The organism is Isoptericola sp. NPDC055881, from assembly GCF_053615895.1.
Genome location: NZ_JBSHCR010000044.1, coordinates 12,174 through 37,612 on the forward strand (window position 1 = coordinate 12,174; position 25,439 = coordinate 37,612).

22 protein-coding genes are annotated in these 25,439 nt (G+C 74.8%); 10 read left to right on the forward strand and 12 right to left on the reverse strand.

Translation table 11 applies throughout. The features are described 5' to 3' along the window. The first annotated feature begins 2 nt into the window (after positions 1–2). The 3 genes from ACWGKI_RS13920 to ACWGKI_RS13930 are packed head-to-tail and all read left to right on the forward strand — an operon-like array spanning position 3 to position 3,321. A complete protein-coding gene (locus tag ACWGKI_RS13920; protein WP_452187745.1) occupies positions 3–1,208 on the forward strand; it encodes a glycosyltransferase family 4 protein in 1,206 nt (401 codons plus the stop codon). Next, positions 1,205–2,395, forward strand: a complete 1,191-nt coding sequence (locus ACWGKI_RS13925; RefSeq protein WP_452187747.1) for a glycosyltransferase family 4 protein — start codon at positions 1,205–1,207, stop codon at positions 2,393–2,395. The genes ACWGKI_RS13920 and ACWGKI_RS13925 overlap by 4 nt, the downstream gene beginning before the upstream one ends. Beyond that, positions 2,395–3,321 carry a glycosyltransferase family A protein gene (locus ACWGKI_RS13930; protein ID WP_452187749.1) on the forward strand — a complete coding sequence of 309 codons (927 nt, stop codon included), beginning with the start codon at positions 2,395–2,397 and terminating at the stop codon, positions 3,319–3,321. Before ACWGKI_RS13925 ends, ACWGKI_RS13930 begins: the two co-directional genes overlap by 1 nt. Here ACWGKI_RS13930 and ACWGKI_RS13935 read toward each other — a convergent pair. From ACWGKI_RS13935 to ACWGKI_RS13955, 5 genes are read right to left on the reverse strand one after another with little or no spacing between them, the layout of a single operon-like run. Further along, the gene (locus ACWGKI_RS13935) at positions 3,275–4,189 is read right to left on the reverse strand and encodes a glycosyltransferase family 2 protein (protein WP_452187751.1); all 915 of its coding nucleotides are present in this window, start codon (positions 4,187–4,189) and stop codon (positions 3,275–3,277) included. The genes ACWGKI_RS13930 and ACWGKI_RS13935 overlap by 47 nt on opposite strands. Beyond that, entirely contained in the window at positions 4,186–4,821 is a 636-nt protein-coding gene (locus ACWGKI_RS13940) for a PIG-L deacetylase family protein (RefSeq protein WP_452187753.1), read from the reverse strand. Before ACWGKI_RS13940 ends, ACWGKI_RS13935 begins: the two co-directional genes overlap by 4 nt. Next, positions 4,818–5,984, reverse strand: coding sequence for a polysaccharide pyruvyl transferase family protein (locus ACWGKI_RS13945; RefSeq protein ID WP_452187755.1), 1,167 nt, complete (start codon positions 5,982–5,984; stop codon positions 4,818–4,820). Before ACWGKI_RS13945 ends, ACWGKI_RS13940 begins: the two co-directional genes overlap by 4 nt. Before the next feature lie 34 nt (positions 5,985–6,018). Next, positions 6,019–6,870: a sugar phosphate nucleotidyltransferase gene (locus tag ACWGKI_RS13950; protein WP_452187757.1), complete on the reverse strand. Its 852-nt coding sequence runs from the start codon at positions 6,868–6,870 to the stop codon at positions 6,019–6,021. Next, positions 6,867–8,291 carry a glutamate-1-semialdehyde 2,1-aminomutase gene (locus ACWGKI_RS13955; RefSeq protein ID WP_452187759.1) on the reverse strand — a complete coding sequence of 475 codons (1,425 nt, stop codon included), beginning with the start codon at positions 8,289–8,291 and terminating at the stop codon, positions 6,867–6,869. The genes ACWGKI_RS13950 and ACWGKI_RS13955 overlap by 4 nt, the downstream gene beginning before the upstream one ends. A gap of 182 nt (positions 8,292–8,473) precedes the next feature. On the opposite strand from ACWGKI_RS13955, the gene ACWGKI_RS13960 reads away from it, so the two are divergent. Further along, a complete protein-coding gene (locus tag ACWGKI_RS13960) occupies positions 8,474–9,040 on the forward strand; it encodes a dTDP-4-dehydrorhamnose 3,5-epimerase family protein (protein ID WP_452187761.1) in 567 nt (188 codons plus the stop codon). Here the strand turns inward: ACWGKI_RS13960 and ACWGKI_RS13965 are convergent. From ACWGKI_RS13965 to ACWGKI_RS13975, 3 genes are read right to left on the reverse strand one after another with little or no spacing between them, the layout of a single operon-like run. Beyond that, positions 9,012–10,211: a class I SAM-dependent methyltransferase gene (locus ACWGKI_RS13965; protein WP_452187763.1), complete on the reverse strand. Its 1,200-nt coding sequence runs from the start codon at positions 10,209–10,211 to the stop codon at positions 9,012–9,014. The genes ACWGKI_RS13960 and ACWGKI_RS13965 overlap by 29 nt on opposite strands. Continuing rightward, positions 10,208–11,512 (reverse strand): methyltransferase domain-containing protein, encoded by a 1,305-nt coding sequence (locus tag ACWGKI_RS13970; protein ID WP_452187765.1) that lies wholly within the window; start codon positions 11,510–11,512, stop codon positions 10,208–10,210. The genes ACWGKI_RS13965 and ACWGKI_RS13970 overlap by 4 nt, the downstream gene beginning before the upstream one ends. Then, the gene (locus ACWGKI_RS13975) at positions 11,509–12,543 is read right to left on the reverse strand and encodes an NAD-dependent epimerase/dehydratase family protein (RefSeq protein ID WP_452187767.1); all 1,035 of its coding nucleotides are present in this window, start codon (positions 12,541–12,543) and stop codon (positions 11,509–11,511) included. The genes ACWGKI_RS13970 and ACWGKI_RS13975 overlap by 4 nt, the downstream gene beginning before the upstream one ends. 194 nt (positions 12,544–12,737) lie before the next feature. Between ACWGKI_RS13975 and ACWGKI_RS13980 the strand changes: the two genes are divergently transcribed. From ACWGKI_RS13980 to ACWGKI_RS14000, 5 genes are read left to right on the forward strand one after another with little or no spacing between them, the layout of a single operon-like run. After that, on the forward strand, positions 12,738–14,756 hold the full coding sequence (locus ACWGKI_RS13980) for a glycosyltransferase (RefSeq protein ID WP_452187769.1): 2,019 nt from the start codon (positions 12,738–12,740) through the stop codon (positions 14,754–14,756). Beyond that, positions 14,753–16,129: an O-antigen ligase family protein gene (locus tag ACWGKI_RS13985; protein ID WP_452187771.1), complete on the forward strand. Its 1,377-nt coding sequence runs from the start codon at positions 14,753–14,755 to the stop codon at positions 16,127–16,129. The genes ACWGKI_RS13980 and ACWGKI_RS13985 overlap by 4 nt, the downstream gene beginning before the upstream one ends. Then, positions 16,126–17,259 (forward strand): glycosyltransferase family 4 protein, encoded by a 1,134-nt coding sequence (locus tag ACWGKI_RS13990; RefSeq protein WP_452187773.1) that lies wholly within the window; start codon positions 16,126–16,128, stop codon positions 17,257–17,259. The genes ACWGKI_RS13985 and ACWGKI_RS13990 overlap by 4 nt, the downstream gene beginning before the upstream one ends. Continuing rightward, on the forward strand, positions 17,256–18,266 hold the full coding sequence (locus ACWGKI_RS13995) for a glycosyltransferase family 4 protein (protein WP_452187775.1): 1,011 nt from the start codon (positions 17,256–17,258) through the stop codon (positions 18,264–18,266). Before ACWGKI_RS13990 ends, ACWGKI_RS13995 begins: the two co-directional genes overlap by 4 nt. Continuing rightward, on the forward strand, positions 18,263–19,465 hold the full coding sequence (locus ACWGKI_RS14000) for a glycosyltransferase (RefSeq protein WP_452187777.1): 1,203 nt from the start codon (positions 18,263–18,265) through the stop codon (positions 19,463–19,465). The genes ACWGKI_RS13995 and ACWGKI_RS14000 overlap by 4 nt, the downstream gene beginning before the upstream one ends. Here the strand turns inward: ACWGKI_RS14000 and ACWGKI_RS14005 are convergent. From ACWGKI_RS14005 to ACWGKI_RS14015, 3 genes are read right to left on the reverse strand one after another with little or no spacing between them, the layout of a single operon-like run. Then, on the reverse strand, positions 19,401–20,633 hold the full coding sequence (locus tag ACWGKI_RS14005; RefSeq protein WP_452187779.1) for a glycosyltransferase family 4 protein: 1,233 nt from the start codon (positions 20,631–20,633) through the stop codon (positions 19,401–19,403). The genes ACWGKI_RS14000 and ACWGKI_RS14005 overlap by 65 nt on opposite strands. A gap of 10 nt (positions 20,634–20,643) precedes the next feature. Beyond that, a complete protein-coding gene (locus tag ACWGKI_RS14010) occupies positions 20,644–22,296 on the reverse strand; it encodes a hypothetical protein (protein WP_452187781.1) in 1,653 nt (550 codons plus the stop codon). After that, a complete protein-coding gene (locus tag ACWGKI_RS14015; protein ID WP_452187783.1) occupies positions 22,293–23,498 on the reverse strand; it encodes a glycosyltransferase in 1,206 nt (401 codons plus the stop codon). The genes ACWGKI_RS14010 and ACWGKI_RS14015 overlap by 4 nt, the downstream gene beginning before the upstream one ends. Before the next feature lie 189 nt (positions 23,499–23,687). Between ACWGKI_RS14015 and ACWGKI_RS14020 the strand changes: the two genes are divergently transcribed. Continuing rightward, on the forward strand, positions 23,688–24,728 hold the full coding sequence (locus ACWGKI_RS14020) for a hypothetical protein (RefSeq protein WP_452187785.1): 1,041 nt from the start codon (positions 23,688–23,690) through the stop codon (positions 24,726–24,728). 18 nt (positions 24,729–24,746) lie between these two features. Here ACWGKI_RS14020 and pth read toward each other — a convergent pair whose 3' ends face one another. Beyond that, positions 24,747–25,349 (reverse strand): aminoacyl-tRNA hydrolase, encoded by a 603-nt coding sequence (pth, locus tag ACWGKI_RS14025; RefSeq protein ID WP_452187787.1) that lies wholly within the window; start codon positions 25,347–25,349, stop codon positions 24,747–24,749. Positions 25,350–25,439 lie beyond the last annotated feature (90 nt).

A 25,439-nucleotide genomic window follows, 5' to 3' on the forward strand; every position in this document is an offset into this window, starting at 1 on the left:
AGGTGGTGACCGTGGCGCTCGCGACGAGCTCGTTCTGGCCCCGCGTCGGCGGGGTCGAGGAGCATGTGCTCCGGCTGGCCCGCGGCCTCCAGGCCCGCGGCCACCGGGTGGTGGTCTGGGCGGTCGACCGCGGGGACGCCACCGAGGGGGTGAGCGCCGTCCTGCCGGGAGTGACCGTGCGCTACCTGCCGGTCCCGCTCCCGCACCGCTCCCTGCCAGGGGTGGCGCGGTTCGCGGCCGCCGCTCCGGGCGCGTGGCGCCACTGGTCCCGTGCCGCCGCTGCCGACCGCCCGGACCTCGTGCACGTCCACTGCTACGGGCCCAACGGACCCTGGGCGACGGCGCTCGCCGCGGCACGCCGGCTCCCGGTCGTGGTGGGGACGCACGGGGAGACGTCGGCGGACGCGTCCGGGCTCTTCGAGGTGTCCGCCCTCCAGCGCCGGTCCCTGCGCTGGTCGCTGGACCGCGCGGCCGCCGTCACCGCCTGCTCCCGCTTCGCCGCGGCCGACGTGGCGCGGTTCGGGCTGGAGCCGGGGCGCGCGGTCATCGTGGGCAACGGTGTCGACCTGGACGAGCCGGGCACGACGGCACCCGCCTGGCTGCCCTCGCGCTACCTGCTCGCCCTCGGGCGCATCGACGTGGTCAAAGGGTTCGACCTGCTGCTGAAAGCGTTCGCCCGGGCGCGCGGCGCAGGCCTCGTCGACGACGACCTGCACCTCGTGCTCGCGGGCGACGGGCCGGAACGTGCCGCCACCGAACGGCTCGCCGTCGAGCTCGGCGTCGCGGACGCCGTCGTCTGGCCCGGGTTCCTCGACCGCCCCACCGTCACCACGGTCGTGGGGCGGGCGGAGGCGCTCGTGGTGCCCAGCCGCGTCGAGGCCTTCGGCATCGTCGTCCTCGAGGGGATGCGCGCCGGGGTTCCCGTGATCGCCACGGACCAGGGCGGTGCCGGCGAGGTGCTGACGGACGGCGTGGACGGGCTGCTCGTCGACCCTCGGGACACCGACCGCCTGGCCGCCGCGATCGGGTCCCTCGCCGACCCGGAGCTGCGGTCGCGTCTCGGCGAGGAGGGCCGGCGCACCGTCACGGCACACACCTGGGACGCCGTGACCGACCGCACCCTCGCGGTCTACGGTGCCGTGCTCTCCCCGGCGGTCCCCGCCCGCCCGGCCGCCTCGCAGGGCGTCGGCGACGGGGCTCGCCCATGACCCGCCTCATGCACGTCCTCACGCCCGGGGACCACTACTCGCCCCGCACGGGCAGCGCGGTCCCTACCGTCGTCCACGGGCTGTGCGTCGGCGCTCCCGCGGGGACGCCCCGGCCCGTGGTGGTCGTCGCGTCGGGCACCTACGCCGACCGGTACGACAGCGCGGTCGTCGTCGAGTACGCGCAGGCGCCCGAGCCCGGCCGGTGGGACCGCAGGCTGGACGTGCTCCGTGCGCTCGCGCTGCGCCCACGGTCGACCAGGCGCCCGTGGGCCGCTGCGCTGGCCGACCAGCAGGCCTGGGAGCCGTCGACCGTGGTGCTGCACAACGCGCCCCAGGCGGTGCCGCTCGTCGACCGACGACGACACTCGGCCGTCCTGTACGCGCACAACATGCTGCTGCGCAGCTACTCCCGGGCCGAGGCGGGCCGCACGCTCGACCAGGTCGACGCGATCGTCTGCGTCAGCGAGTTCCTCGCGGAGGCGACGCGGGCTCGCCTCCCCCGGTCCTTGCGCGACCGCGTGCACGTCGTGCGCAACGGCGTGGACCCTGGACGCTTCCGGCCCGCGCCGCGGTTAGACCGAGGCCGCCTGGAGGTCGTGTTCGCGGGCCGGACCATCCCGGCGAAGGGGCCGGAGGTCCTGCTGCGCGCCGCGCTGCTCCTCGACCGTCCGGACGTCCACGTCACCGTCGTCGGCAGCTCCGGGTTCTCGGCCACCGACCCCCTCACCCCCTACGAGGTCCGGTTGCGCGACCTCGCGGGCCGGCTGGGCACCCGCGCCACCCTGCGCCCCTTCGCCGCGCGCGCCGACGTCGCCGCCCTCATGGCGGCCGCAGACGTCGTGGTCGTCCCGTCGGTCTGGCCGGAGCCGTTCGCTCTCACCGTCCTGGAGGGGATGGCGGCGGGAGCGGCGGTCGTGGCGTCAGCGGTCGGCGGTATCCCGGAGGCTGTCGAGGACGGCGGCGTCCTCGTCCCGCCAGGCGACGCCGAGGCCCTGGCGAGCGTCCTCGGCAGGTGGGCGGACGACCGCGCGGCGCTGGGCGCCGACCGCGCGCGGGCGCAGCGCCGCGCCGCGCGGCGCGACTGGTCCGTCGTCGCCGCGGAGCTCGAGCGCGTCGTCACCACGAGCACGGCCCGCACGGCCGGCACCGTCACCCCCGGCCCGAGCACGCGCGGCAGGACCACCTGATGAACGCCCCTGCCGTCTCGATCGTGCTGGCCACCAACCGCGGGGCGGACAACCCGTTCCTGCGCGCGACGCTCCGCTCCGTCGTCGACCAGACGTGCGACGACGTCGAGCTGGTCCTGGTCGACGACGGCAGCCCGCGCGCCGTCGACCTCGCCGGCCTTCCCGTCCCCCCGCGGTCCTCCGTCGTGCGCACGGACGCCGGTGGCCCGTCCCGGGCGCGCAACCTCGGGGCGGCCCGCGCCAGCGGGACGTACCTGGCGTTCCTGGACGACGACGACCTGTGGGAGCCCGAGCGCCTCGCGACGCACGTGCGCGCGATGCGCGCCGCCCCCGCCCTGACGCTGACGTACTCCCGGATGCGCAGCATCGACGCCGCAGGGCACGAGATCGCGCCTGCGGACCAGGTCGCCGTCGGCTCCACCGCGGACGTCTTCCGTCGCCGCACGGGGATCATGCTCCCCAACTCCGTGGTCCGGGCGGACGCGTTCCGCGCCGTCGGCGGCTTCGACACGAGCCTGCGCCTGGCGGAGGACCTGGACCTCGTGCTCCGGCTGGCGTGGCACGGCCCGGTCGCGATGGTCGGCTCCGAGGCCCTGGTCTCCTATCGGAGCCACGGGGAGAACGCGACCCTCCGGCACCGGGCCCTCGGCGCGGCGATCCGCGGCGTGCTCGCCGGTCACCTCGCCGAGGCGCGGTCCCTCGGCGACCGCGAGCTGGTCCACGCCCTGCGCGAGTCGCAGTCCGCGAACGACCGGTACGTCGCCTGGAGGTCCGCCCGCTGTGCGCGCGCGATGGCGCGCGACCGTCGGCTCGTCGCCGCGACGGGCGAGCTCGCCTGGGCCGTCCGCTTCGCACCCCTCGCGCCCGCGTCGGCGGTCCTCAGGCGGTGCCGGCCCCGGCGCGCAGGAGCTGCAGGTTCCGCTTGACGTCGTACGGGAAGAACCGCCAGTTGGCGAGGGTCCAGTCGCGCAGCACCACCCCCGCCGCCTTGGCGCGCTCGGCGGCCGGCACCGGTGCCGTGACCGCCTCCATCAGGAGCCGATGGTTGAGGTACCACTGGGGGAAGGCGAACGCGCGGCGGTGCTCCCGGTAGGTTCGCGTCTGCTGCACCGGGTCCGCGCCGCCCTGGAGCTTGTTCGTCTGCTCCTCGTGGTTGCGTGCCAGGAAGAGCTGCTCGGGCACCTGGACCCACGGCGCCCGCAGCGCCATGCGGCTCGCCAGCGCCATGTCCCCGCCGTAGAAGTCGGGGTGGCCGCCCATCCGGCGCAGGACGTCGGTCCGGATGACCCCGCCGTACCCGATCACCTGGTAGACCTGACGCGCGAAGAACAGGTGCAGCCGGGCGGCCGGGCCGCGGTCGAGGAAGTCGAGGTCCAGGTCGTCCCGCTCGCCGAGGACCTCGTCGTCGGGTCCGATGAGGACGACGCGCGAGAAGGCGATCGTCGCCTCGGGGTGGTCGCGCAGCGCGTCCCGGCAGGCGGCGAGATGGCCCGGGAGGACGACGTCGTCCGCCGCGTTCCACATGAACAGCGGCGCGCGCGCCGCGTCGAGGAGCCGGTTGAAGTTCCAGGTCACGCCGCGGTTCTCGGCACTGGTCATGACCGAGAACCTGTCGTCCTCGGCCGCGAACGACCGCGCGATCTCCACCGTCCCGTCGGTCGACCCGTTGTCCGCGACGACGAACTCGACGTCGTCGAGGTCCTGGTCGCGGAGGGCCGCCAGAGCCTTGGCCAGGTACCGCTCGCCGTTCCACACGGGCACGCCGACCGTGACCTCGGGAGGGTGCGGTCTCACAGCGCGATCACCGCCTTGTCCACCACGAACGCCTCGGCGTAGCGGGACCGGCTCTCCATCCCGCGCAGGCGCATGAGCCCCAGGAAGACCTCCCGGTCCCACCAGTCGTGGCCGACCTGGGACCGGTAGCAGGCGTCGAGCAGCTCGACCTTGCGGGCCGCGACGTCCTCCGGCACGGGGACGAAGAGGTTCGGCCGGCCCATGTCGCCGTCCCACTTGGGGATCTCGTAGTGCAGCACGAGCGCGTCGCGCCACACGGTCTGCGCGAGCTCGCCCACGAGACGATGATCTTGGTGCGCGTCGTCCCGCCTCGGGGCGAGCACCAGGTCCGGCGCCGCCGTCGAGCCGGCATGGGCGTGCATCGCCTCCTTGACCTCGGACCACGACGCGGGCAGCCGACCGTCGCGCAGCCCGGCGAAGCGGGACTCCGAGCCCGGCCAGCAGCGCTTCGCCGCGTCGCGGGCCTCGGCCACCCGTTCCCCGTCACCGGTGAGCGTGAGGAAGGCCGCGGTCGACCCTGTCCGGCCGCCGAGCTGGAGCAATGTGCCTCCGCAGGAGATCTCGAGGTCGTCGGGATGGGCGGCCAGCCCCACGACGTGCAGGGGGCGGTCCGGGAGGCCGAGCGGGCTCATGCGTCTGCTCCGACGCGTGCGGTCGCCGGGCTCAGGCCGAGCGCTCGGCGCAGGCGCGATGCCTGCGCGTCGACGAGGTCCTGCGCCTGCTCCACCCATGCCTGCGAGGCGGTCCGCGCGCGGGCCCGTTCTCCGTCGTCGTCGAGCAGCCGGACCACCTGCCGGACGACGGCGTCGGGGTCCACGTGCGCGACGTCGTGCGCTCGATCCTCGGCGCCCACCGCCTCCATCAGCCACGTCTGCTTGCTCGCGTACCCGATCGACACGGCGGGGACCGACGCCCGGACCGCGGCGACGAGGTTGTGGTACCGCGCCGCGACGAGCACCGCGCAGCCGGCGAGCCGCCGGTCCAGCTCGGCCATGTCGTCGGCCCGTACCGCCACGACGCGGGGGTCGGCGACGGTCCTGGCGATCTCCCCGGCGATGGCGTCGTCCTGGGCAGCACCTCCGACGATCCGGACGTCGGCCCCCGCCTGCACGAGCCCACGGACGATCCGCACCGAGCGGTCCAGGTGCGCGCCTCGCTCCCACGCGGCCTCGACGGTCCCCACGCCGTTCGTGTCGATCACGCCGAAGCCGACCGTCCGCCGCGCCGGGTCCACGGGTCGCACGTCGGCCACGACGGGAGTGCCCAGGACGAGGTCCGGCACGACCTCGGGCCGGGACCCGGCGATCGACGCGACGTGCGCGGCGGATCCCTGGTCACGGACCGTGAGCGTCGACGCGCACCGGAGGAACACCCGGAAGAGGAGCCGCGTCAGCCGCCCACCTCCCTCGTCGACGCCGATCGACAGCGCGTGCAGGGGCCGGCCGCGGAGCCGGGCGCAGGACGCGTGGACCGCCAGGGTCAACGGGATCGCCGTCGCCTTCACCGACGCTCCCTCGAGCACCCCCGTGCCCGGGACGACGACGGCGTCGACCGCTCCCACGGTGCGCCAGGCCCAGCCGACGTCGCGCACCTTGGCAACCGCGCCGCGCCACCCACCGCGCCGGGCCCGGGGGTCGGTGAGGGCGCGGGCCGGGAGCTCGCGCGCGGCCGCCACCAGCTCCGGCCGCTCGGTCACGATCGTGACGGCGGCCTCGTCCCCGAGATACCCCAGGACGGCGTCGAGCGAGGCCTCGTTGCCGAGGTTGCCGATACCGAACTGGCCGAGGAGCGCCACGCGGGCCCGGCCATCTTCCGAGGCGCGGCGGCCGTCACGCACTCGCACGAGCCCGTCCCACGACCTCTCCGACCTCCACCTCGGGCACCCGCCGCGGCTCGCGCCGCGAGTGGCGGTCCCACACGGCCCACGGGCGGTCACCGACGCGGTTCATCTCCTCCAGCGCGGACCGCTCCTTGAGGGTGTCCATCGGGGCCCAGAAGCCGGCGTGCGGGTGCACGCGGAACCGGCCGTCGCGGGCGGCCCGGACGCAGGCGTCCATGACGAGGTCCTCGCCCTCGCCGAGGTAGTCGAAGATGCCCTGCCGCAGCACGAAGTAGCCGCCGTTGATGCACATGCTCATGTCAGCCACGGGCTCGAGGTCACGCATGGTGCCGTCGGAGTCGTAGCGCACCACGTGGAACGAGTCCTGCGGGGGCACGGCCATCAGCGAGCCGACGGCGTCCGTGGCGAGGAAGTCGTCGACGATGCGGTCCATCGGCGCGTCGGTGAGCACGTCGCCGTAGTTGGCGAGGAACACCTCGTCGTCGTCGAGGTAGCGCCGCACGCGCCGCAGACGCTCGCCGATCGCGGTCTCCATCCCGGTGTCGACGAAGGTGATGCGCCACTCGCTGATGTCGCTGCTCAGCAGCTCGACGTGCTCCCCGCCCTTGGTGAGCACGAAGTCGTTGGAGTGCGTCTCCTGGTAGTCCAGGAAGTAGTCCTTGACGGCGTTCGCCCCGTACCCGAGCGCGAGCACGAACTCCGTGTGCCCGAAGTGCGCGTAGTACTTCATGATGTGCCACAGGACGGGACGCGACCCGATCGGCATCATCGGCTTGGGCAGCGAGTCCGGACCGGAACGCATCCGCATCCCCAGACCTCCGCAGAACAGCACGACCTTCATGACGCACCTCCCGGCGTCCGAGCCTGGTCCTGGTGACTTTCCTCGTGGTGCACCTGGCGTGGCGCCGCGCGCTCTCGCAGCGCGGGCGCGACGGGCCGTCCCGCGACGAACCCCTCGGTGGAGCCGGCGTCGAGCGCGGCGGCGTACACCGGCAGCGCGCCGGCGACCGCGTCGACCGTGCGGTCGACGTCGGTGTCCGTGTGCGCGGCCGAGATGACGAACGACTGCGCCAGCACGCCCCGGCGCAGCAGCTCGGCGAGGAAGAGCGTGCGGTACGCCTGCGACGGGGCGCCGGCGGGGTCGCGCGTGCCGAAGACCAGGCACGCCGGGTGCCCGGAGACCGTCACGTGGTCACCGAGTCCTGCGGCATCCACGACCTGCTGCACCCCCGCGCGCAGGCGCTCGCCCTGGGCGGCCATCACGCCCGGGACGTCCCGCTCGGCGTACTCGCGGTGCACGGCCAGCCATGCCGCGAGGCCGGCGGTCTCGGCACCGTGCGTCGTCGACAGCAGGAAGACCCGGCGTGCGTCGGTGGCGAGGCCGCCGAGCTCCATCAGCTCGCGACGACCCGCGAGCGCCGAGACGGCGAACCCGTTGCCGAGCGCCTTGCCCCAGGTGGACAGGTCCGGCACGACGCCGTAGACGGCCTGCGCGCCCCCGGCGGACCAGCGCATCCCCGTGATGATCTCGTCGAAGACGAGGACGACGCCCTCGCGGTCGCACAGGGCGCGCAGCCCTTCGAGGTACCCGGGCGGGGGGCTCGCGTGGGCCGTCGCGGCCTCCAGCACGAGGGCCGCCACCTGGCCCCGGTGGGCGGCGAGCAGGCCCTGGACGGCCGCCAGGTCCCCGTACGGAAAGCGGACGGTGAGGTCGGTGATCGCCTGCGGGATGCCGGCGTCCATCGGTGTCGTACCGATGAACCAGTCGTCCGTGGAGAAGAACGGGTGGTCGGCACAGACGGCGACGAGGTCGCGGCCGGTGGCGGCGCGGGCCAGCCGCACCGCGGCGGTGGTGACGTCGGAGCCGTTCTTCGCGAACTTGACCATGTCTGCGCCCGCCACCTGCGTGCAGAACGCCTCGGCGGCGTCCAGCTCCCAGGTGCTCGGCCGGGAGAAGCTGACCCCGTCCGCGATCGCCGACGTGACGGCGTCCACCACCGGCCGGAACCCGTGCCCGAGGGTGACGCTGCGCAGGCCCATCCCGAACTCGACGTACTCGTTGCCGTCGAGGTCCCACACGTGCGCACCGGCACCCCGGACGAGCACCGGGGCCATCCGCTCCGGGTACTGGTCCGCGCCCCGCGCGTACGTGTGCGCGCCGCCCGGCACCAGGCGGTGCAGGCGCGCCTGCGCGGCCGTCGACCGGTCGAAGGACCGGGCGGCGTCCGCGGACTGCGGCGGGTGCTGCGCCAGCTGCGTCATCGTGCCCCCACGGGTGCGGTTCGGGAGGTGGGTCCGGAAGCCTGGTGGGGCCGGCAGGGGGCCGGTCCCGCCGCCAGTCTGCGGCGCGGCCCGGCACGGTTGAAGGGGCAGCAGGCCTTTTCATCCGGCGCCCGGGACGACTTCACCCGACCGCCGGGGCGTCTCGTCCGTACGGTGTGGACATGCAGGTGCTGCCCACCACCCTCGACGGGGTGCTGATCCTCGCCCCTACCCCGCACCGCGACGAGCGCGGGCTGTTCACGCGCACGTTCGACACCACCGCCGCCTCGCGCGCCGGGCTCGACCCCGCGGCGTTCGTGCAGGACAGCCAGTCGCGCTCGAGCCGTGGCGTCGTGCGCGGGCTGCACGGGCGCGTGGGCGGCGGCGAGGCCAAGCTGGTCCGTGTCGCGCACGGTGCGGTGCACGACGTCGTCGTCGACGCCCGGCCCGGGTCGCCGACCTTCGGGCGGTGGGAGGCGTTCCGGCTCGACGACGTCGACTTCCACGTCCTGTACGTGCCGCGCGGCTGCCTGCACGGGCACCAGACGCTCACCGACACGGCCGACGTCTGCTACCGCATCGATGCCGAGCACGCCCCCGAGGAGGACGTCGCCGTGCACCACCTCGACCCCGACCTGGCGGTGCCGTGGCCCTTGCCGGTGTCGCTGGTCAGCGCCCGCGACGACGCCGCCGGCTCGTGGGCGGCGCTCGTCGCGACGCTCACCGGCGACGACCGCCGTCCCTGCTGAGCGGCTCGATCTCGACGAGCTCGGGCTCGGCGACGACCCACCGTCCGCCGAACGCCTCCACCTCGGGATGGGCGGCCCGGACCTCCTCCAGCAGGTCCGGCACGAGGAGCAGCACACGGTCCGGCCGCACCTCGGCCAGGATGTCTGGCCCGAGCACCGGGACCCGCGGGCCAGGGCCGCCCGGCATCGCGCGGCCCTGCTTCGCCGGGGAGGCGTCGACGACGGCGAGGACGTCGTCTGCGGTGACCCCGGCGAGCGCGAACAGCGCGACCGCGCGCGACGCGGCGCCGTAGGCGAGGACCGATCCGGTGCTCGCGTCGAGCCACCCCCGCAGGTCGGCGGCGGAGCGGGCGACCTGGCGCTGGAGGCCACGCACCGCCCACGGCTCGGCGATGCCGGCGGCGGCCTCGACCGCGAGCTCGGCGGCGACGAGCCCGGCGGCGGCGGGCGCCCCGCTCGCGGCGTGACGCGACCCCGCGCGCGCCAACGCGAGCAGGCGGGTGCCGCCGTACAGCGGGTACCGCCACAGCCCCACGGGGACGAGGCCGACGCTCCGGGCCATCTCCACCAGCACGGTGAGCGAGAAGTAGGCGAAGTGCCCGTGCCGCAGAGCGTTCCAGGTGCCGTCGCGCACGATCACCGACAGGGGGTGGACGTGCAGCGCCAGGACGCCGTCGGGCGCGAGGGAGTCGGCCCGGAGCTCCCAGGCGGCACGCTGGTCGGCCTCGTGCATGAGCCCGAGGGAGTCGACGACGAGGTCGGCGGCGATCCCCGGCACCGTGCCCGGGCCGTCCAGCAGGACGGCGTCCGGCACGATCTCCTGCACGCGCTCGAGCCAGGACCCTCCGTGCGGGCTGCGCATCTCCGCCACCCAGGCTCGGGGCGGCAGCAGGCCGCCCGCCACGAGGTCGGCGACGCCGGAGCGCGCCTGGGCCACCAGGGCGGCCGGTTCGACGCCTCGGGGCTCCTCCGGGCCGGTCGGGTCGTCCTCGAGCTGGGCGAGGCGGCACCGGTCGCACATCACCATGCGCAGCGGGTGGACGGGGTCGAGCGCCGGATCCTCGGGCTCCGGGAACAGATCGGCGGCAGGCTGGGCCCCGAGGTCGAGCACGACCGTGCCGTGGTCCGACCGGCACCACCGGCAGCGCCACCCGGGCACGACGCCGCTCACGTGCCCGGCTCGAAGACCTCGAGGCGCGGCAGGAAGGTCACCAGCCGCCCGCCCCAGTCCGCGACGTGCGCGAGCTGCGCCGAGATCTCCCGGCGGAGGTTCCACGGCATGATGACGACGTAGTCCGGGCGGGCGGCGTCGAGCGCCTCGGGGGCGTGGATCGGGATGTGCATGCCGGGCGAGAACCGTCCGTGCTTGTACGGGTTGCGGTCCACCGCGAACTCGATGAGGTCCGAGCGCACACCGCAGTGGTTGAGCAGCGTGTTCCCCTTGCCCGGTGCGCCGTAGGCGACCACCCGCTTGCCCTCCCGGCGCGCGGTCAGCAGGAAGCGCAGCACGTCGTCGCGCACGACGGCGACCTGCTCGGCGAACCCGGCGTGCCCCTCGACCGTGTGCAGCCCGGCGGCGGCCTCGGCGGCGAGGACGCGGGCGACGGCCTCCGAAGCCTGCCCGGGCGCCTGCCCCTCGGGCGTCGGCACGGACCACGTGCGCAGAGACCCGCCGTGGCTGGGCAGCTCGTCGACGTCCACCACCGTCAGCCCGGCGGCACCGAGCACCCGCTGCGTCGTGAGGAGCGACAGGTAGCTGTAGTGCTCGTGGTAGATCGTGTCGTACTCGTTGCCCTCCACGAGCCGCAGCAGGTGCGGGATCTCGATGGTGACGCGGCCGTCGTCCGCGACGAGCTCCCGCAGCCCGCGGGCGAAGTCGAGGATGTCGGGCACGTGCGCGAACACGTTGTTGGCCACCACCAGGTCCGCCGGCCCGTGCTCGGCCCGGACCCGGCGCCCGGTCTCCGCCCCGAGAAACTCGACGACGGTCGGGACCCCCCGCTCGACGGCTGCCGCGGCCACGTTGCCGGACGGCTCGATGCCGAGGCAGCGGATCCCCCGGTCGACGACGTGCTGCAGCAGGTAGCCGTCGTTGCTCGCGACCTCGACGACGAACGATCGTTCCGGCGTGAGGCCGAGCCGGTCCACCGCCCCGTCGACGTAGCGGCGCGCGTGCTCCACCCAGGAGGCGGAGTACGAGGAGAAGTAGGCGTAGTCCTCGAAGATGTCCTCCGCACGCACGTAGGCGGGCAGCTGCACCAGCAGACACTGCTCGCACACGCGCACGTGCAACGGGTAGAAGACCTCCGGGCCGTCCACCTGCTGGGCCGTCGGGTAGCTCTCGCACGGCGGCGACATCCCGAGGTCCACGAAGGTGCGGGTCAGCGGTGCCTGGCACAGCCGGCACACCGGCGCGGGCACGGCGGGCTCCTCGGCCGGCGCGGCGTGACGCGCCGCCGACACGGCGGTCATGCCCGCACCGCCGTGGTGCGCAGGTCCGTGAGGTCCAGGGCGCCGGCGTCGGCGAGCTCCCGCACACGGTGCAGCCGCACGAACCGGGGTCCCTCGAAGTCCTCGGCAGCGAGGCCGAAGCGGTGGGCGTCCTCCCAGATCTGCCGGATGCCGTCGGGCACCGTCCAGCGCGGCGCGGCGGCCGGCAGCTCGGCCCGGATGCGCGTGAAGTCCACCCGGTAGTTGCGGGCGTCCGCGCCGGCGCCGTCGGCGAACGTGACGGGGGCCCCGGTGAGGTCGCTGACCTGTTCCGCGATCGTGCGGATCTGCACGACGTCCTCGTCCCGCCCGACGTTGAACGGGCGGTCGTGCACCGTCTCGCGAGGCGCCTCGAGCGCGGCGAGGAAGGCACGCGAGATGTCTTCGACGTGCACCAGGGGGCGCCACGGCGTGCCGTCGGACGCGAGGCGCACCTCCCCGCGCGTGTACGCGGTGCCGGTGAGGTTGTTGACGACGATGTCCGCCCGGAGCCGCGGCGACGAGCCGTAGGCTGTCGCGTTCCGCAGGAACGTGGGCGAGAAGTCGTCGTCGGCGAGCGCGGACAGGCCGCGTTCCGCCTGGATCTTGGACTCCCCGTAGGGGGTCACCGGGTGGAACTCGGCGCCCTCGTCCACGGGCGCGTCGCCCGCCGCCCCGTAGAGGGAGCACGAGGAGGAGAACAGGAACCGCGTCACCCCGGCCGCCTTGGCGGCGCGGGCCATGCGGACGGCCCCGTCCGTGTTGACCGAGAACGTGGCCTGCGGGTTGAGGTGCCCCAGCGGGTCGTTCGAGATCGCCGCGAGGTGGATCACGGCGTCGAACCCGACGAGGTCCTCGGGCCGCGCATCGCGGACGTCGCCGGTCCGCTGCTCGTACCCCGTCACGGGGGGCCCGAAGTCGCAGCCGTCGTACCAGCCGGCGTCCAGGCCGACCACTTCGTGACCCGCCGCCTGCAGGAACGGCACGAGCACCGCACCGACGTAGCCCCGGTCACCATCGACGAGCACTCGCATCGTCCGTCCCCCGTCGTCGTCCGGCCGGTCCGTGGGCAGGGAACCCTCGGGCCGGTGGCTTCTCAGCCGCCTCGACGCTAACCAGCGCGCACCGCTGTTCGTGAGAGTTGCCCGGGGTGAAAAGCCTCGTCACCCGGGTGATTGTCGGGCTGTGTCGTTCCGCGGCCGGGCGGCGGCGGTCAGGATCAGGAGGCATGAGGGTCCTGCGCATCTCGCACAGCGCCGTCGTCGACGCCTGGCGCGAACGAGAGCGTGAGCTGCGCCGCCGCGGAGTCGACGTCGCGCTCGTGAGCGCTCGGGAGTGGGACGAGGCCGGACGGCGGGTGCGCCTGCGGCCGCGCGAGGGCGAGAACGTCGTCGGGCTGAAGACCTGGGGGTCGCACCCCGCCGTTTTCCTCTACGACCCCCGTGGCCTGTGGCGCGCGCTCGCCGCACCCCACGACGTGCTGGACGTGCACGAGGAGCCGTTCGCGCTCGCCACGGCGCAGGTGCTGGCGCTCGCGTGGCTGCAGGCCCGTCGGCGTGGCCGCTCGCCCGCCCCGTTCGTCGTCTACTCGGCGCAGAACCTGGCCAAGCGCTACCCCCCACCCTTCCGCTGGATCGAGACGGCCGTGCTCCGTCGCGCCGCGGCGGTGCAGACCTGTAACGACGAAGCCGGGAGGATCGTGCGGGCCAAGGGCGCACGCAGCCTCGTGAGGACCATCCCGCTGGGCGTCGACGCTCCCTCCCCCGGCCCCACCGAGGCTCCCCACCGCGACCACGGACCGAGGTCCGCGCGGCCCGTCGTGGGCTACGCCGGCCGGCTCGCGCCGCACAAGGGGGTGGACGTGCTGCTGGCAGCGGTCGCCGCGGACCCCGGCCTGGACCTGCGTGTCGCCGGCGCCGGTCCCGCCGAGGCGGGCCTGCGGCAGCGGGCCGCGGCCCCAGACCTGGCCGGTCGCACCACGTTCGTCGGCTCGCTCGACGGCGCAGACCTCGCGCGGTTCTACCGCGGCCTCGACGTCCTCGCCGTGCCGTCGGTGGACACCCCGGGGTGGGTGGAGCAGTTCGGACGCGTGGCGGTCGAGGCGATGGCGTGCGGCACCCCCGTGGTGGCGAGCGACTCCGGCGCGCTCCCCGACGTCGTGGGTGGCGCGGGCCTGCTGGTCCCGCCCGGTGACGCGGATGCCCTCCGCCGCGCCCTGCGCCAGGTCGTCGACGACCCGGCGCTGGCCGCGCGGCTGCGGCACGACGGCCTGGCGAGGGCGGCCCGGTGCACGTGGACCGCCGTGGCCCAGCAGCTGCAAGGCGTGTACGAGGCGATCGTCGGCAGCGGCCCCGCGGCAGCCACGCCGAGCGCCACCGGCGCAGCGCCCGACCGGGAGCCGCCCGAGGTCCTGGTGGTCGCCTACGGCTCGCCCGACCTGCTGCGCCGCGCGCTCGAGCCCCTCACCGGCAAGCTCCCCCTCACCGTCGTGGACAACTCGTCCGACGCGCGCGTCCGCGAGCTCACCGCAATGGCCGGAGGCCGCTATCTGGACCCTGGCCGCAACGGTGGCTTCGCCGCCGGCGTCAACCACGGGCTCGCGCACCGTCAGCACCCCGGGCGTGACGTGCTCCTCCTCAACCCGGACGCGGTCGTCTCGGCGGAAGGCGTGCTCGGCCTGCAGCGCGCCCTGCACGCGGTGCCCGGGACGGCGAGCGTCGGTCCCGCTCAGATGGACGACCACGGTGTCCCCGCCCGCGTCGAGTGGCCGTTCCCCCGCCCCGTCGCGGCATGGACCGAGGCCCTCGGGCTGGATGCCGTCGGACGTGCGCTCGGGCGTGACGTCCCGGGCACCCGACACGGGACCTACGTCGTCGGGTCGGTGCTCCTGATCTCGTCCGCCGCCCTGGAGGAGATCGGCGGCCTCGACGAAGGCTTCTTCCTGTACGCCGAGGAGACGGACTGGGCCTACCGCGCCGCCCTGCGCGGGTGGCGGCACCGCCTGGTGCCGGAGGTGGTCGCGACGCACGTCGGGGGCGCCACCAGCGACGACCCGGCACGACGTGACGCCTGGGTCCGTGCCTCTCAGGAGAGGTACTGGCGCAAGCACTTCGGCACGGCGGGCTGGGCCGTCGCCCGCACGGGCGGCATGGTCGGCGCGTCCCTGCGCGCGGTGCTGCTGCGGGGCGAGCCACGCACCGCGGCGCGCCGACGTCTGACCCTGCTCCTGCGCGGGGCCCCGGCATGAGCGGGGCACCCGGAGGCCTCGTCGGCGTCGTCCGCACGCGTCCGCACGGGCCCTGGCTCATCCTGACCGTCCTGGTCCTGGCGGCCGCCGTCGGGCTGCTCACCGGCCTCGCCGCCCCCGCGGGCATCGCCGCCGCCGTGCTCGTCCTGCTCCTCGGCCTCACCGCGTACGAGCCGCTGGCGGTCCCGCTCATGGTGCTGCCCGCCGTCACGATGGTGGTGCGCGTCGGCGGGGGCGGCGTCGACCTGTCTCTGAGCGACTTCGCACTGTTCGGCGCGTTCTGGTTCGCGCTCCTCCTCGGACCGCGGCCGTACAGCCGCCCCATGCGGACGCTCCTGTGGCTCTCGGCCCTGTACCAGGCCACCACGCTCTTCACCGTCCTCGTCAACCCCTACCAGGCGAACGTCGTGGAGTGGGTGCACGCCTGGTTCCTCGTGGGCGGCGCGCTCGTCGTCGGTTGGGCGATCGGGCGCTCCGGCCGCGGGGGGCTCGGGCTCACGCTGGTCCTCGTGCCCTGCCTCGTGATCGCCGCCCTCACCCTCCTGTTCGGGGGCATGCACTTCCTCCAGGGGGACACCGGACCGGTCTACCTGTCCTGGCCCTACGGGATGCACAAGAACTTCATCGGCACGCTGCTGGCGTTCGCGGCGGCCATCGTCTACGCCCGGCCCCCGTGGCTGGGGTGGCCATCGTGGGTGTCTCACGCGTCCTTCGGCGCGCTCGCCGTGGCCGTGGCCGCCACCCAGGCCCGCCAGGCGTACGTGAGCCTGGGGGTCGCCATCGTGGTGATCCTCCTACGGCCCGGGCAGGGCGTGCGACACAGCCGCTGGATCCTGGCGCCGGTCGTGGTCGCCTGCGTCGCCGTGCTGACCCTCGTCAAGGAGCAGGTCGCCGAGGGCAACGTCTACAACTCCACCTTCCAGCGGCTGACCTGGTTCCAGCAGGCGCTCGAGGTCTGGCACCAGAACCCCTGGGCCGGCGTGGGCCTGCGCTGGTGGACGACCGGGCAGTACTACCAGTTCCAACCACCGAACGCAGAGCTCGAGGTGCTCTCGTCGGCAGGGATCATCGGCCTCGTCGGCTTCCTCGCGCTCCAGCTCGGCGGCCTCGTCGCGCTGTGGCGGGTCCGGCCCGACTACGGCACCGTCGCCTTCGCCGTCATCGCCTCCCGGTTCGTCCAGGGTCAGCTCGACCTGTTCTGGGTCGCGGTCAGCGTGTCGGTGCCCTACCTCATCGCCGGGCTCTGTCTCGGCGCGGCGGCCCACGCCGATGCCGCAGAGGGGCGAGTCGAGGGACCGTTGCGCCGGGTCGTGGCAGCACGTCCCGCCGTCGACCATCTCGTACCGGCCACGACGACGGGGGCCGCACGGTGATCGTCGTCCAGATCGCGCCGGAGATCGGCACCGGCACCGGCGTCGGTGGCGTGGCGGCCGACCTGGAGTCCGCGTGGCAGCGTGCCGGTGTCGACGTCCGGAGGTTCACCCTCGAGGACGCGCACGGCGCCTGGCTGCCGGCGCCCTCGACGACGCTCGGGGGCCGGCTCGCCCTCCTCGCCCGGGTGCTCTGGTTCTCCACCGTCGGGGCGGTGGCCGCCCGCCGCTACTGCCGGTCGCTGCCCGACGCGGTCTCCGTGTGCCACAACGACGCGCTCGCCGGCGACGTCTACGTCAACCACGGCATCGTCCAGGTCGCGATGGCGCACCGGGGCAACGCCCGGTGGCGGCTCGCGCGCAACCCCGTGCTGCTCGTCGCCGTGGCGCGGGACCGGCTGCGGTACCGGACGCACGTGCACCGCGCGGTGGTCAACCTCAGCAGCACCGAGGACCGCCTGCTGCGCGAGGTCTACGGTCGCATCGCCGCGCCGACCACCGTCGTCGGCAACGGCGTCGACCTGGAGCGCTTCCGCCCGCCCACCCCCGAGCAGCGCACCGCGGCGCGAGCGCGCTTCGGTCTCACGGCGGACGAGCGCACCGTGCTCTTCGTCGGCCACGAGCACGACCGCAAGGGCCTGCCCGCGCTGCTCGACGCCGTGGCCCGGGTGCCCGGCACCCGCCTCCTGGTCGTCGGAGGCGACCCCGCGATGATCGCGACGGCGCGCCGCCGTGCCGCGGCGGCCGGGGTCGCGGCACGCTGCACGTTCACGGGACCGCTGCCCGACGTCGTCGAGGCGATGCACGCTGCCGACGTCTTCTGCCTGCCCAGCGCATACGAGTCGTGCGGTCTCGTCTACCTCGAGGCCCTCGCGACAGGGCTGCCCGTCGTCGCCACCGCCGTGGGGATCGTCCCCGACGTCGTCACCTCTGCCACCGGGGCGATCGTCCCCTCCGACCGCGCCGCGCTGGCCGACGGCCTGCGGCACGCGCTGCGGCTCGAGCCCGGCACCGTCCGTCCCGCCGCCCGCGCGGCGGCCGAACGATGGTCGTGGGACGCCGTCGCCGCGCGCTACCTCGACGTGCTCCGTGCGGCCCGACCTGACGTCGTACCGCGGGAGGTGGCGCGATGAGGATCCTGCACGCCGTGCGCTCCGACGGCTTCGCCGGCGTCGAGCGGCACGTCGCCCGCCTGGCCCGCGCGCAGGCGGCTGCGGGCCAGGACGTCACCGTGGTGGGTGGGGAGCCCGTGTCCATGGCCGCCGAGCTGCACGGCGTCGCGCACCTGCCCGGCGGCGGGATGACGGACGTCGCCCGCGCCCTGCGCACGCACGGCTCCCGGGCCGACGTCGTGCACCTCCACATGACCGCCGCGGAGGTCGCAGCGAGCCTCGCCCTGTGGTCGCCGCGCGGCCCCGCCGTCGTCTCGACCCGGCACTTCGCGCGCCCACGAGGCACCGGATGGTCGGCACCCGTCGTCGCCGCCGTCGCGCGGCGGCCGGTGCGCGCGCAGATCGCCGTCTCCCGGTACGTGGCCACGAGCGTCGACGGTCCGGCGACCGTCGTGCACCCGGGGGTCGACGCCCCCGCGGGCGCCGACCCCGCCGCCCGCCTGCCGGTCGTGCTCGTGCTGCAGCGGCTCGAGGCGGAGAAGGCCACCGACGTCGCCCTCCGGGCCTTCGCGGCGTCGGGGGTGGCCGCGGACGGCTGGACCCTGCGCGTCGCGGGGACGGGGTCGTGCACCGGCGCGCTCCGGACGCTCGCGCACCGGCTCGGCGTGGACGCCGAGTTCCTCGGCCACGTGGACGACGTCGCGGACCTGCTGCGCACCGCCGGCGTGCTGCTCGCGCCATGCCCCGTCGAAGGGCTCGGGCTCAGCGTCCTGGAGGCGATGGCGCACGGTCTCCCCGTCGTCGCGGCAGACGCCGGCGGGCACACCGAGCTCCTCGGCGGGCTCGACGAGCGTGCGCTGTTCCTCCCGGGAGACGTGCCACAGGCCGCCGAACGGCTGCGAGACCTCGTCGCCGATCCCACGGGGCGCGAGCGCTACTCCCAGGCCGTGAGGACCCGGCAACGCACCACGTTCACGCTCGACGCCCAGGTGGCGGGCACGGACCACGTCTACCGGAGCGTGCTGTGAGCACCGGCCCCCGGGTGCTCGTCGTGTGCTCGCTTGAGCCGTGGGACGACGTCTGGCGTCGCAACCAGCACCTGGTGTCCCGCCTGCTCACCGCCGACCCGGCGTTGCGGGTGCTGTTCGTGGAGCCGCCCGCGGACCCGCTGCACGCCGCCGTGCACCGACGCAGGCCGCGACTGGGGCGCGGCCTGCGTCGGGCCACAGCCGACCCCGGATTCCGTGCTGACGGTGCCTTCGACGGGATCGAGCGCCTGTGGCTCTACCAGCCGACCAAGTGGCTCCCGCGACGACTGGCGCCGCGCGGGGACGTCGCCCGCTGCCGTGCCGTCGTCCGCGCAGCCCGGCGGTCCGCCGGGCTGCCCGAGCTCGTTTGGGTCAACGACCCGTCGTACGCCGCCGTGCTCGGCGTCACGCCCGTCCCTGTCGTCTACGACGTGACCGACGACTGGCTTGCCGCCCGCCGTCCGGACGCGGAGATCGCGAGGCTCACGGAGCTCGAGCACCGCCTGCTCCGCGGCGCCGCCGCTGTCACGGTCTGCTCCACCGCACTGCGTGCGAGCAAGGGGACGGACCGCCGCGACGTCGTCCTCGTCACCAACGGCGTGGACCTCGACGCCTACGCCCGGCCCACCGCCCGGCCGGACGACCTCCCGCCGCCGCCCGTGGCGCTGTACGTCGGGACGCTGCACGCCGACCGGCTCGACGTCGACCTGTGCGAGCAGACGGCGCTGGCCCTGGCCGCGGACAGGGCGACGGTGGTCCTGCTCGGCCCCGACGCGCTCGAGGAGGAAGACCGCGCGCGACTGCGACGGGCAGGCGTGCACCTGCCCGGGCCGCGACCGTTCGACGCCGTCCCCGCCTATGCGACGGCCGCGGACGTGCTCCTCGTGCCGCACGTCGTGGACGGCTTCACCGACAGCCTCGACCCGATCAAGCTCTACGAGTACCGCGCCGCTCGGCGACCGGTCGTCGCGACGCCGGTCGCAGGCTTCCGTGACACGGCCGACCCGGCCGTGCGAGCGGTCGCGCCCGAGCGCTTCGCGGACGCGGCACGGGCCTCGCTCCACCTGGACCCGAGCGAGCGGCCCACCGCTGCCGACCTCGACGACCTGCCCACCTGGGACCGTCAGGCCGGCCTCATGGCCGCAACGCTGGCCGACGCGGTGCGCGTGCCCCTGCGGCGCGGCGCCACGCGTCGGTGACGACCTGCGCCGTCCGCGCGGCCGGGAATCTCTCGACGGCCGAGGCGTGGGCGAGGGCTGCACGGCGCACAGCCTGCTCAGGGCGGTCGAGGACGTCGCAGACCGCGGCCGCCAGCCGGTCGACGTCGCCGGGCGGGACCAGACCGCCCAACGACGTCGCTCCGCCCCCGGCCGCCCCGGGGGGCGGGCCGTCGGCGGCAAGGATCTCCGTGACGCCGCCGGCGGCGGTCGCCACCACCGGGACACCGCGGATCATCCCCTCGACGACCACCTGACCGAAAGGCTCGGGCACCGGTGAGGCGTGCACCAGGACGGACGCCAGGTCGATCTCCCGCGAAGGCTCGGGGGTCGCGGGCACGCGGACGACGTGGGCCGCCACGCCCAGCCGTCGTGCGGTGGCGTCCACCTCGGCGGCGTAGTCGTCCGCGCCGAACAGCGGGTCCCCCACGAGCCGCACGCGCACCCCGGGATGACGCTCGAGGATCCGCGGCGTCGCACGGACGAGCTCCAGCTGACCCTTGGTCGGACTGATGCGGCCCAGCAGGAGCACCACCGGCCCGCCGGCCGGGACCGCACGCCGCGGCGCCGCCGTCGCCTGCGCCGGCGCGAAGCCCGGGTACGCCACGACGACGTCCCGCACCCCCGGGAGCGTCGCCGCGCTCGCCTGCGAGTTCGCCACCACGACAGCGGGCAGTCGTCGTGCCGCGGCGCGGAGGATGCGCACGACCGGCCGCGGCAGGTAGTCGTCCGCCACCCGGTCGTGGAGGTGCCACACGAGCGGGAGCCGGGCAGTGCGGGCGGCCAGGCTGCCGAGCACGTGAGCCTTCATCGTGGTGGTCACCACGACGTCCGGGCGACGCTCGCGCAGGAGCACCACGAGCCGACGCAGGACGGGCAGGACGGCCGGGACAGAGCCGAGCCCGGAGGTGCCCAGGTCCGCACGGGTCACCCCGGCAGCGCTCGTGGACAGCGCGAGGACGTCCACGCGCACCCCCCGCGCACACAGGGCGTCGACCAGGGGGCCGTCCTCGAAGAGCACGACCTCGACCTCCGCGGCGGCGGGGTCGAGGGCGTCGAGCGTGCGCACGAGCGCGAGCTCCGCCCCCGAGAGCCGGGCCGAGTGTCCGATCAGGGTCGCCCGCACGGGGCGGCCGGGGGTCTCGGCCACGGCCGGTCGCTCAGCTGGCCCGCGCGGCGATGACACCCTCGTGACGCCCGCCGTCGTCGGACGATCCCGCACCGCCGGCGTCGTCCAACGGCTTCTGCGACCGAGGCGAGGTGCCCGTACCGGTACCGGTGCCGGTGCTCGACCGCGCCCGCCGTCCGCTGCGGGTCTCGTGAGCCTCGACGGCCCCCTCCGCCTGCGGGTCGGCGGGAGGCGCCGGCTGCTCGGCGTCGCCGTAGGTCGACGCGTAGGTGGAACGCTTGCTGCCGAGCGGCCCCGCCAGCGCGACGCCCAAGAGGCGCACCGAGTTCGTGGCGAGCCGGGACGCGGCCTCGGCCAGCACCGCACGGTCGGTCCGGCCCGTCTCGGCGACGAGGACGACCCCGTCGGCGTACGACCCGAGGATGGTCGCGTCGGCGACGGCCAGGATCGGGGGGGCGTCGATGACGACCACGTCGGCGCGACGGCGCACCGTCTCGACCAGGTCCCGGGCGCTCGGGCTGGCGAGGAAGTCCGCCGGGTCGAGGGCCACCTCGGGCGTGGGGCACACCTCGAGGTTGGGGATCCTCGACGGGCGCAGCTGCCCAGGGGGGCCGTCCCAGTCGTCCGGTGGCGGCAGCATCGCGTCGATCTGGGGCCGGCGCAGGTCGCCGGCGAGAACGATGGTCCGGCGGCCCGAGAGGGCGAACGACGCGGCCAGGTTCGCCGCGACGAACGCCCGCGGGGCGCGCGGGTCCGCTGCTGACACGACCACCATGCCGCGCTGGCCCCCACCGATCGCCACCTGCACCGCCGTTCGCAGCTCGCGGACCGACTCCGTGAACGGCGTCGCGGCGCGGCTGGCGACCGGCACCTTCCCTCCGGAGACCGCGGTGCGCATCGCGCGGCGCGCGCCCGCGAGCCTGGCCAGCACGGGGGCGTCCGCGAGAGCCTCCGCATCGGTGGTGGACCTCACCCGGAGGTCGAGACCCCGCCGCAGGAACGCGGCACCGGTGCCGGCGACGAGGCCGGCGAGCACCGCCACGAGGAGGACCATCGTCATGTCCATCCCGACCGGGGACGCCTCGGACGCCGACACCGACACGTAGCCGGGCCGCACCAGTGCCTGGTACGCCGTACGGGTGGTGGTGAGTCCTTCCAGCGACTCCGTCCCCGTCTGTTCGAGCGCCGAGGCGACCGGGTCGTTCTTGTCGCGCGTCAGCTTCTCGCGTGCGTCGTTCACCTGCTCGCTCACCGCGGCGATCTGGTCGTCGAGCAGGGCGACCTGCTCGTCGATGATCTTCGGAAGGTGGGCGGCATAGGCCTCGGCGTAGGCGTTGACCAGCGCGACCGCCTGCTCGGGCTCCGAGGTCTCGGCGGTGATCGTCATCGTCTGCGTCTCGGAGTCGTAGGTGGCGCTCACCGCGCTCGCGCTCGCACCCGCTCCGGGAAGCTTCGCGTCCGCGGCGTCGGCGACGTCCGACGACGTCACCACCGTCGGGTCGTCGCTCGCCGTCACGACACCGGTCTCCGTCGTGCTCTGCTCGAGCTGCACCACGGTCGAGGCCGAGTACTCCGTCACCTGCCGGTCGGCGTACCAGTAGGCGCCGGCGACGACCGCCACCAGCACGAGGAGGAAATACCAACGACCAGCCCACATCGTCTGGCCGAACTCGCGCAGGGTCATGCTGCCTCCTCCATCACACGCCCGGCCGTGCTCGGCACGGCCGTCTCGGACGCCGGTCTCGCCGACTCCAGCTGCTGGCCGACCACGGCGCGCAGCCGGTCGACGAAATGTCCCTCGGAGAAGCGCTCGAGGTGGGCGCCGATCTCCGCGGTGCTCCAGCGGGCGCTGCTCGCGCGCTCCACCGCCTCGGCGATCAGGGCTGCGTCCGGCCGGTCGAAGAAGAACCCGTTGACCCCTTCGACGACCGTGTCGAGGTAGCCCCCGCCCCTCAGCGCCACCACCGGGGCCCCGAACGAGCCCGCTTCCAGGGGCGTGAGACCGAAGTCCTCGTAGGAGGCCGCGACCAGGAGGGACGCGTGGCGGTACAACCAGCGCAGCTCCGCGTCCGGCACCCGCCCCAGCAGGTGCACCCTGGAGGGGCCGAGCCGGCTCGCGAGCTGCGTCAGCCGTGCTCGGTCCGGGCCCTCACCGACCACCACGAGATGCCGGCCCGAGAGGGCGGCCGCCTCGATGACGGCGTCCACGTTCTTGTAGGGCAGGAGCCGCGCCACGCACAGCAGGAAGCCGGGTTCGAGCGCACCGCCGGGTACGGCGGGCGGCACGGCGGACCCGCCGAGGGGCAGCGCTGCCGGTGGGGGGAGGATCTCCGCCTCGACGCCGTAGGCCGCGCGGACGGCGTCCCGCGTCACGGTCGAGTTCGCGAGATACACGTCCGCACGCCGCGCCGCGGTGTGGTCCCACGTGCGCAACCGGCGCTCGACCACCGAGAGACCGGTGCCGACGAGAGCACCCTTGACCCGATCTCTCCAGCCGGCGTCCGGCCGGGCACCGAGGTAGCGGTCCCGCTGGTAGAGCCAGCGCGCCGGCGCGTGGCAGTAGACGACCGTGCGGCGCGCACCCCGGTATCCGTGCGCCCACCCGGTCGAGCTCGCGAGGAGGACGTCCCCGTCGACACGCTGCTCGTCGACCGCGCGGGCGAGCAGCGGGAGGGCGAGCCGGTGATGACGCCGCAGGAGGCCGTTCCGGTCGAGTCCCGACAGGCGCAGGTCCACGTCGGCGAACCCCGGGAAGGTCCTGGAGGGGTCGTAGAGGGTGGTGTACATCGGGGACCCCGGGAACGCCGCGGCCAGCAGCAGCGCGACACGCTCGGCGCCGCCGCGCTGGGTGGCGTAGTCATGCGCGAGCACCACTCCGTCGGTCATCTGTCCTCCCCGGCGTCGATACCGCTGTGACGCCGTCGTGGCGCCTCGCCAGGCTACGTCCGGGGGTAGGCCAGTTGGCCGGGGATCGGGCGGAGTCACCCGGGTGAAAGCATCGCCGGGGCACCCACCGCGCGGCCTGTTTCCAGCATCATCGGTCTGTCCCCGACTCGACCGGAGAGGGAGTGTCCGATGGTGGCGAACACGAGCGCCGAGGCCACCGGTGTACGGCGGCTGCTCGGTCGGCCGGGCTTTCTCGGCGACCGCCGCGACATCGTCCGGACGGCCCTGTACCGCTGGGGCCTCGGCCCGGCGGGGCGGCGGCTGCCCCGGACGGCCGTACGGGCGTTCGCGTGGCCGCTCGCCGGCGTCCTCGTCGGGCTGGAGGGCTTCCGTGGTACGGGGTGGCGCCATCTGCGCGAGGCGTACGAGATCTCTCAGGTGCGCGCGATCGGCGTCTTCTGGGCTCAGCAGGCCGGCCTGCTCGTCGAGCACGGCTTCGTGCAGGGTGCCCTGGTGGGCCACTACCGAGCCGACCAGCACCAGTACCGCGTGCTGGCGTCGGCCGAGGCCCAGGCGGTGCTCGACGGCCCGGGCTCGGTCATCATCGCGAGCGGCCACTTCATGCGAGACGCCGCCCTGTTCGCGGTGTTCGCACCGCAGGGTGGGCGGCGCCCCATGGCGGTCATCACGGCGAACCTCCCGGACGCCCCGCGGACGGCGACCGAGCGGCGGGTCCAGGACCAGCTCGGGACCGCCCTGGACGGGCTCGAGGCGTGGAGCATGCCCCGGGGCACCATCCGTCTGCCGCTGGGAGGTGCGGCCGTGCGTGCCGTGCGCGCGCTGCGCGAGTCGGAGATCGGGCTCTGGGTGAACATCGACGCGCCGTGGCCCGAGGGACGCGGGCCGACCGTCACGGTGCCGTTCGCCGCGGACACGGCGCGGACGTTCTCCACCGGTACCGCCAAGATCGCGCGGACCGCCGGCTGCCCGATCCTGCTCCTGCTGCCGGAGCCGCAGCGCGGGCGTCAGGTCACGCTGCGGGTGCTGGGGCCCTACACGTCGGACGCGGCCGGGGGGAGCGCGCAGGACGAGGACGTGACCGCGCAGGTGCTCCGTGACATCGAGGTCCAGGTCGGGCGCAGGCCGAGCGGCTACATCCTCGACGTCGGGCACGGTCGCCGCTGGGACCCCGACCAGCAGGCCTGGGTGGAGAAGCCGACACCAGCCTGAGCGACTCCCCGCACGGGATCAGACCTTGGTGTGGAACTTCCCCTGGGTGGCGAGAAGCCCTTCGACGAGCACCATCTCCACGGCGTCGGCGGCGTCGTCGACGAGGATGGGCAGGTCCTTGCGCTCGGTGGCGGAGAAGTCCTTGAGCACGAAGTCGGCGGTGTCCATGCGGCCGGGCGGCCGCCCGACGCCGACGCGGACGCGGACGTAGTCCTTGGTGCCGAGCGCCTTGGTGATGTCGCGCAGGCCGTTGTGGCCACCCTCGCCACCGCCGGACTTGAGCTTGATGGTGTCGAACGGGATGTCGACCTCGTCGTGCACGACGACGACCTGCGCGGGGTCCACGCCGTAGTACTTCGCGAGCCCGGCGACGGGACCGCCGGAGGTGTTCATGTACGTCGTGGGCTTGGCCAGCACGACGCGGGGGCCGGGGCGTCCGCCGGGCAGCACGCCCAGGCGGGTCTCGGCCACGACGGCCTGGGCGCGGGCGTGCCGGGAGTACCGCGCGCCGGTGCGCTCGGCGAGCAGGTCGAGCACCATCTGCCCGACGTTGTGCCGGTTGCCCGCGTACTTCGGGCCGGGGTTGCCGAGCCCGACGACGAGCCAGGGGGTGTCGGTCATCTGCGTCGCTCTCCTGCGCCTGCCCGGACACCTGCCCGGGAACGTGTTGTGAGCGGGACCTTGGCCCACTTCCGAGGACGGAAGTGGGCC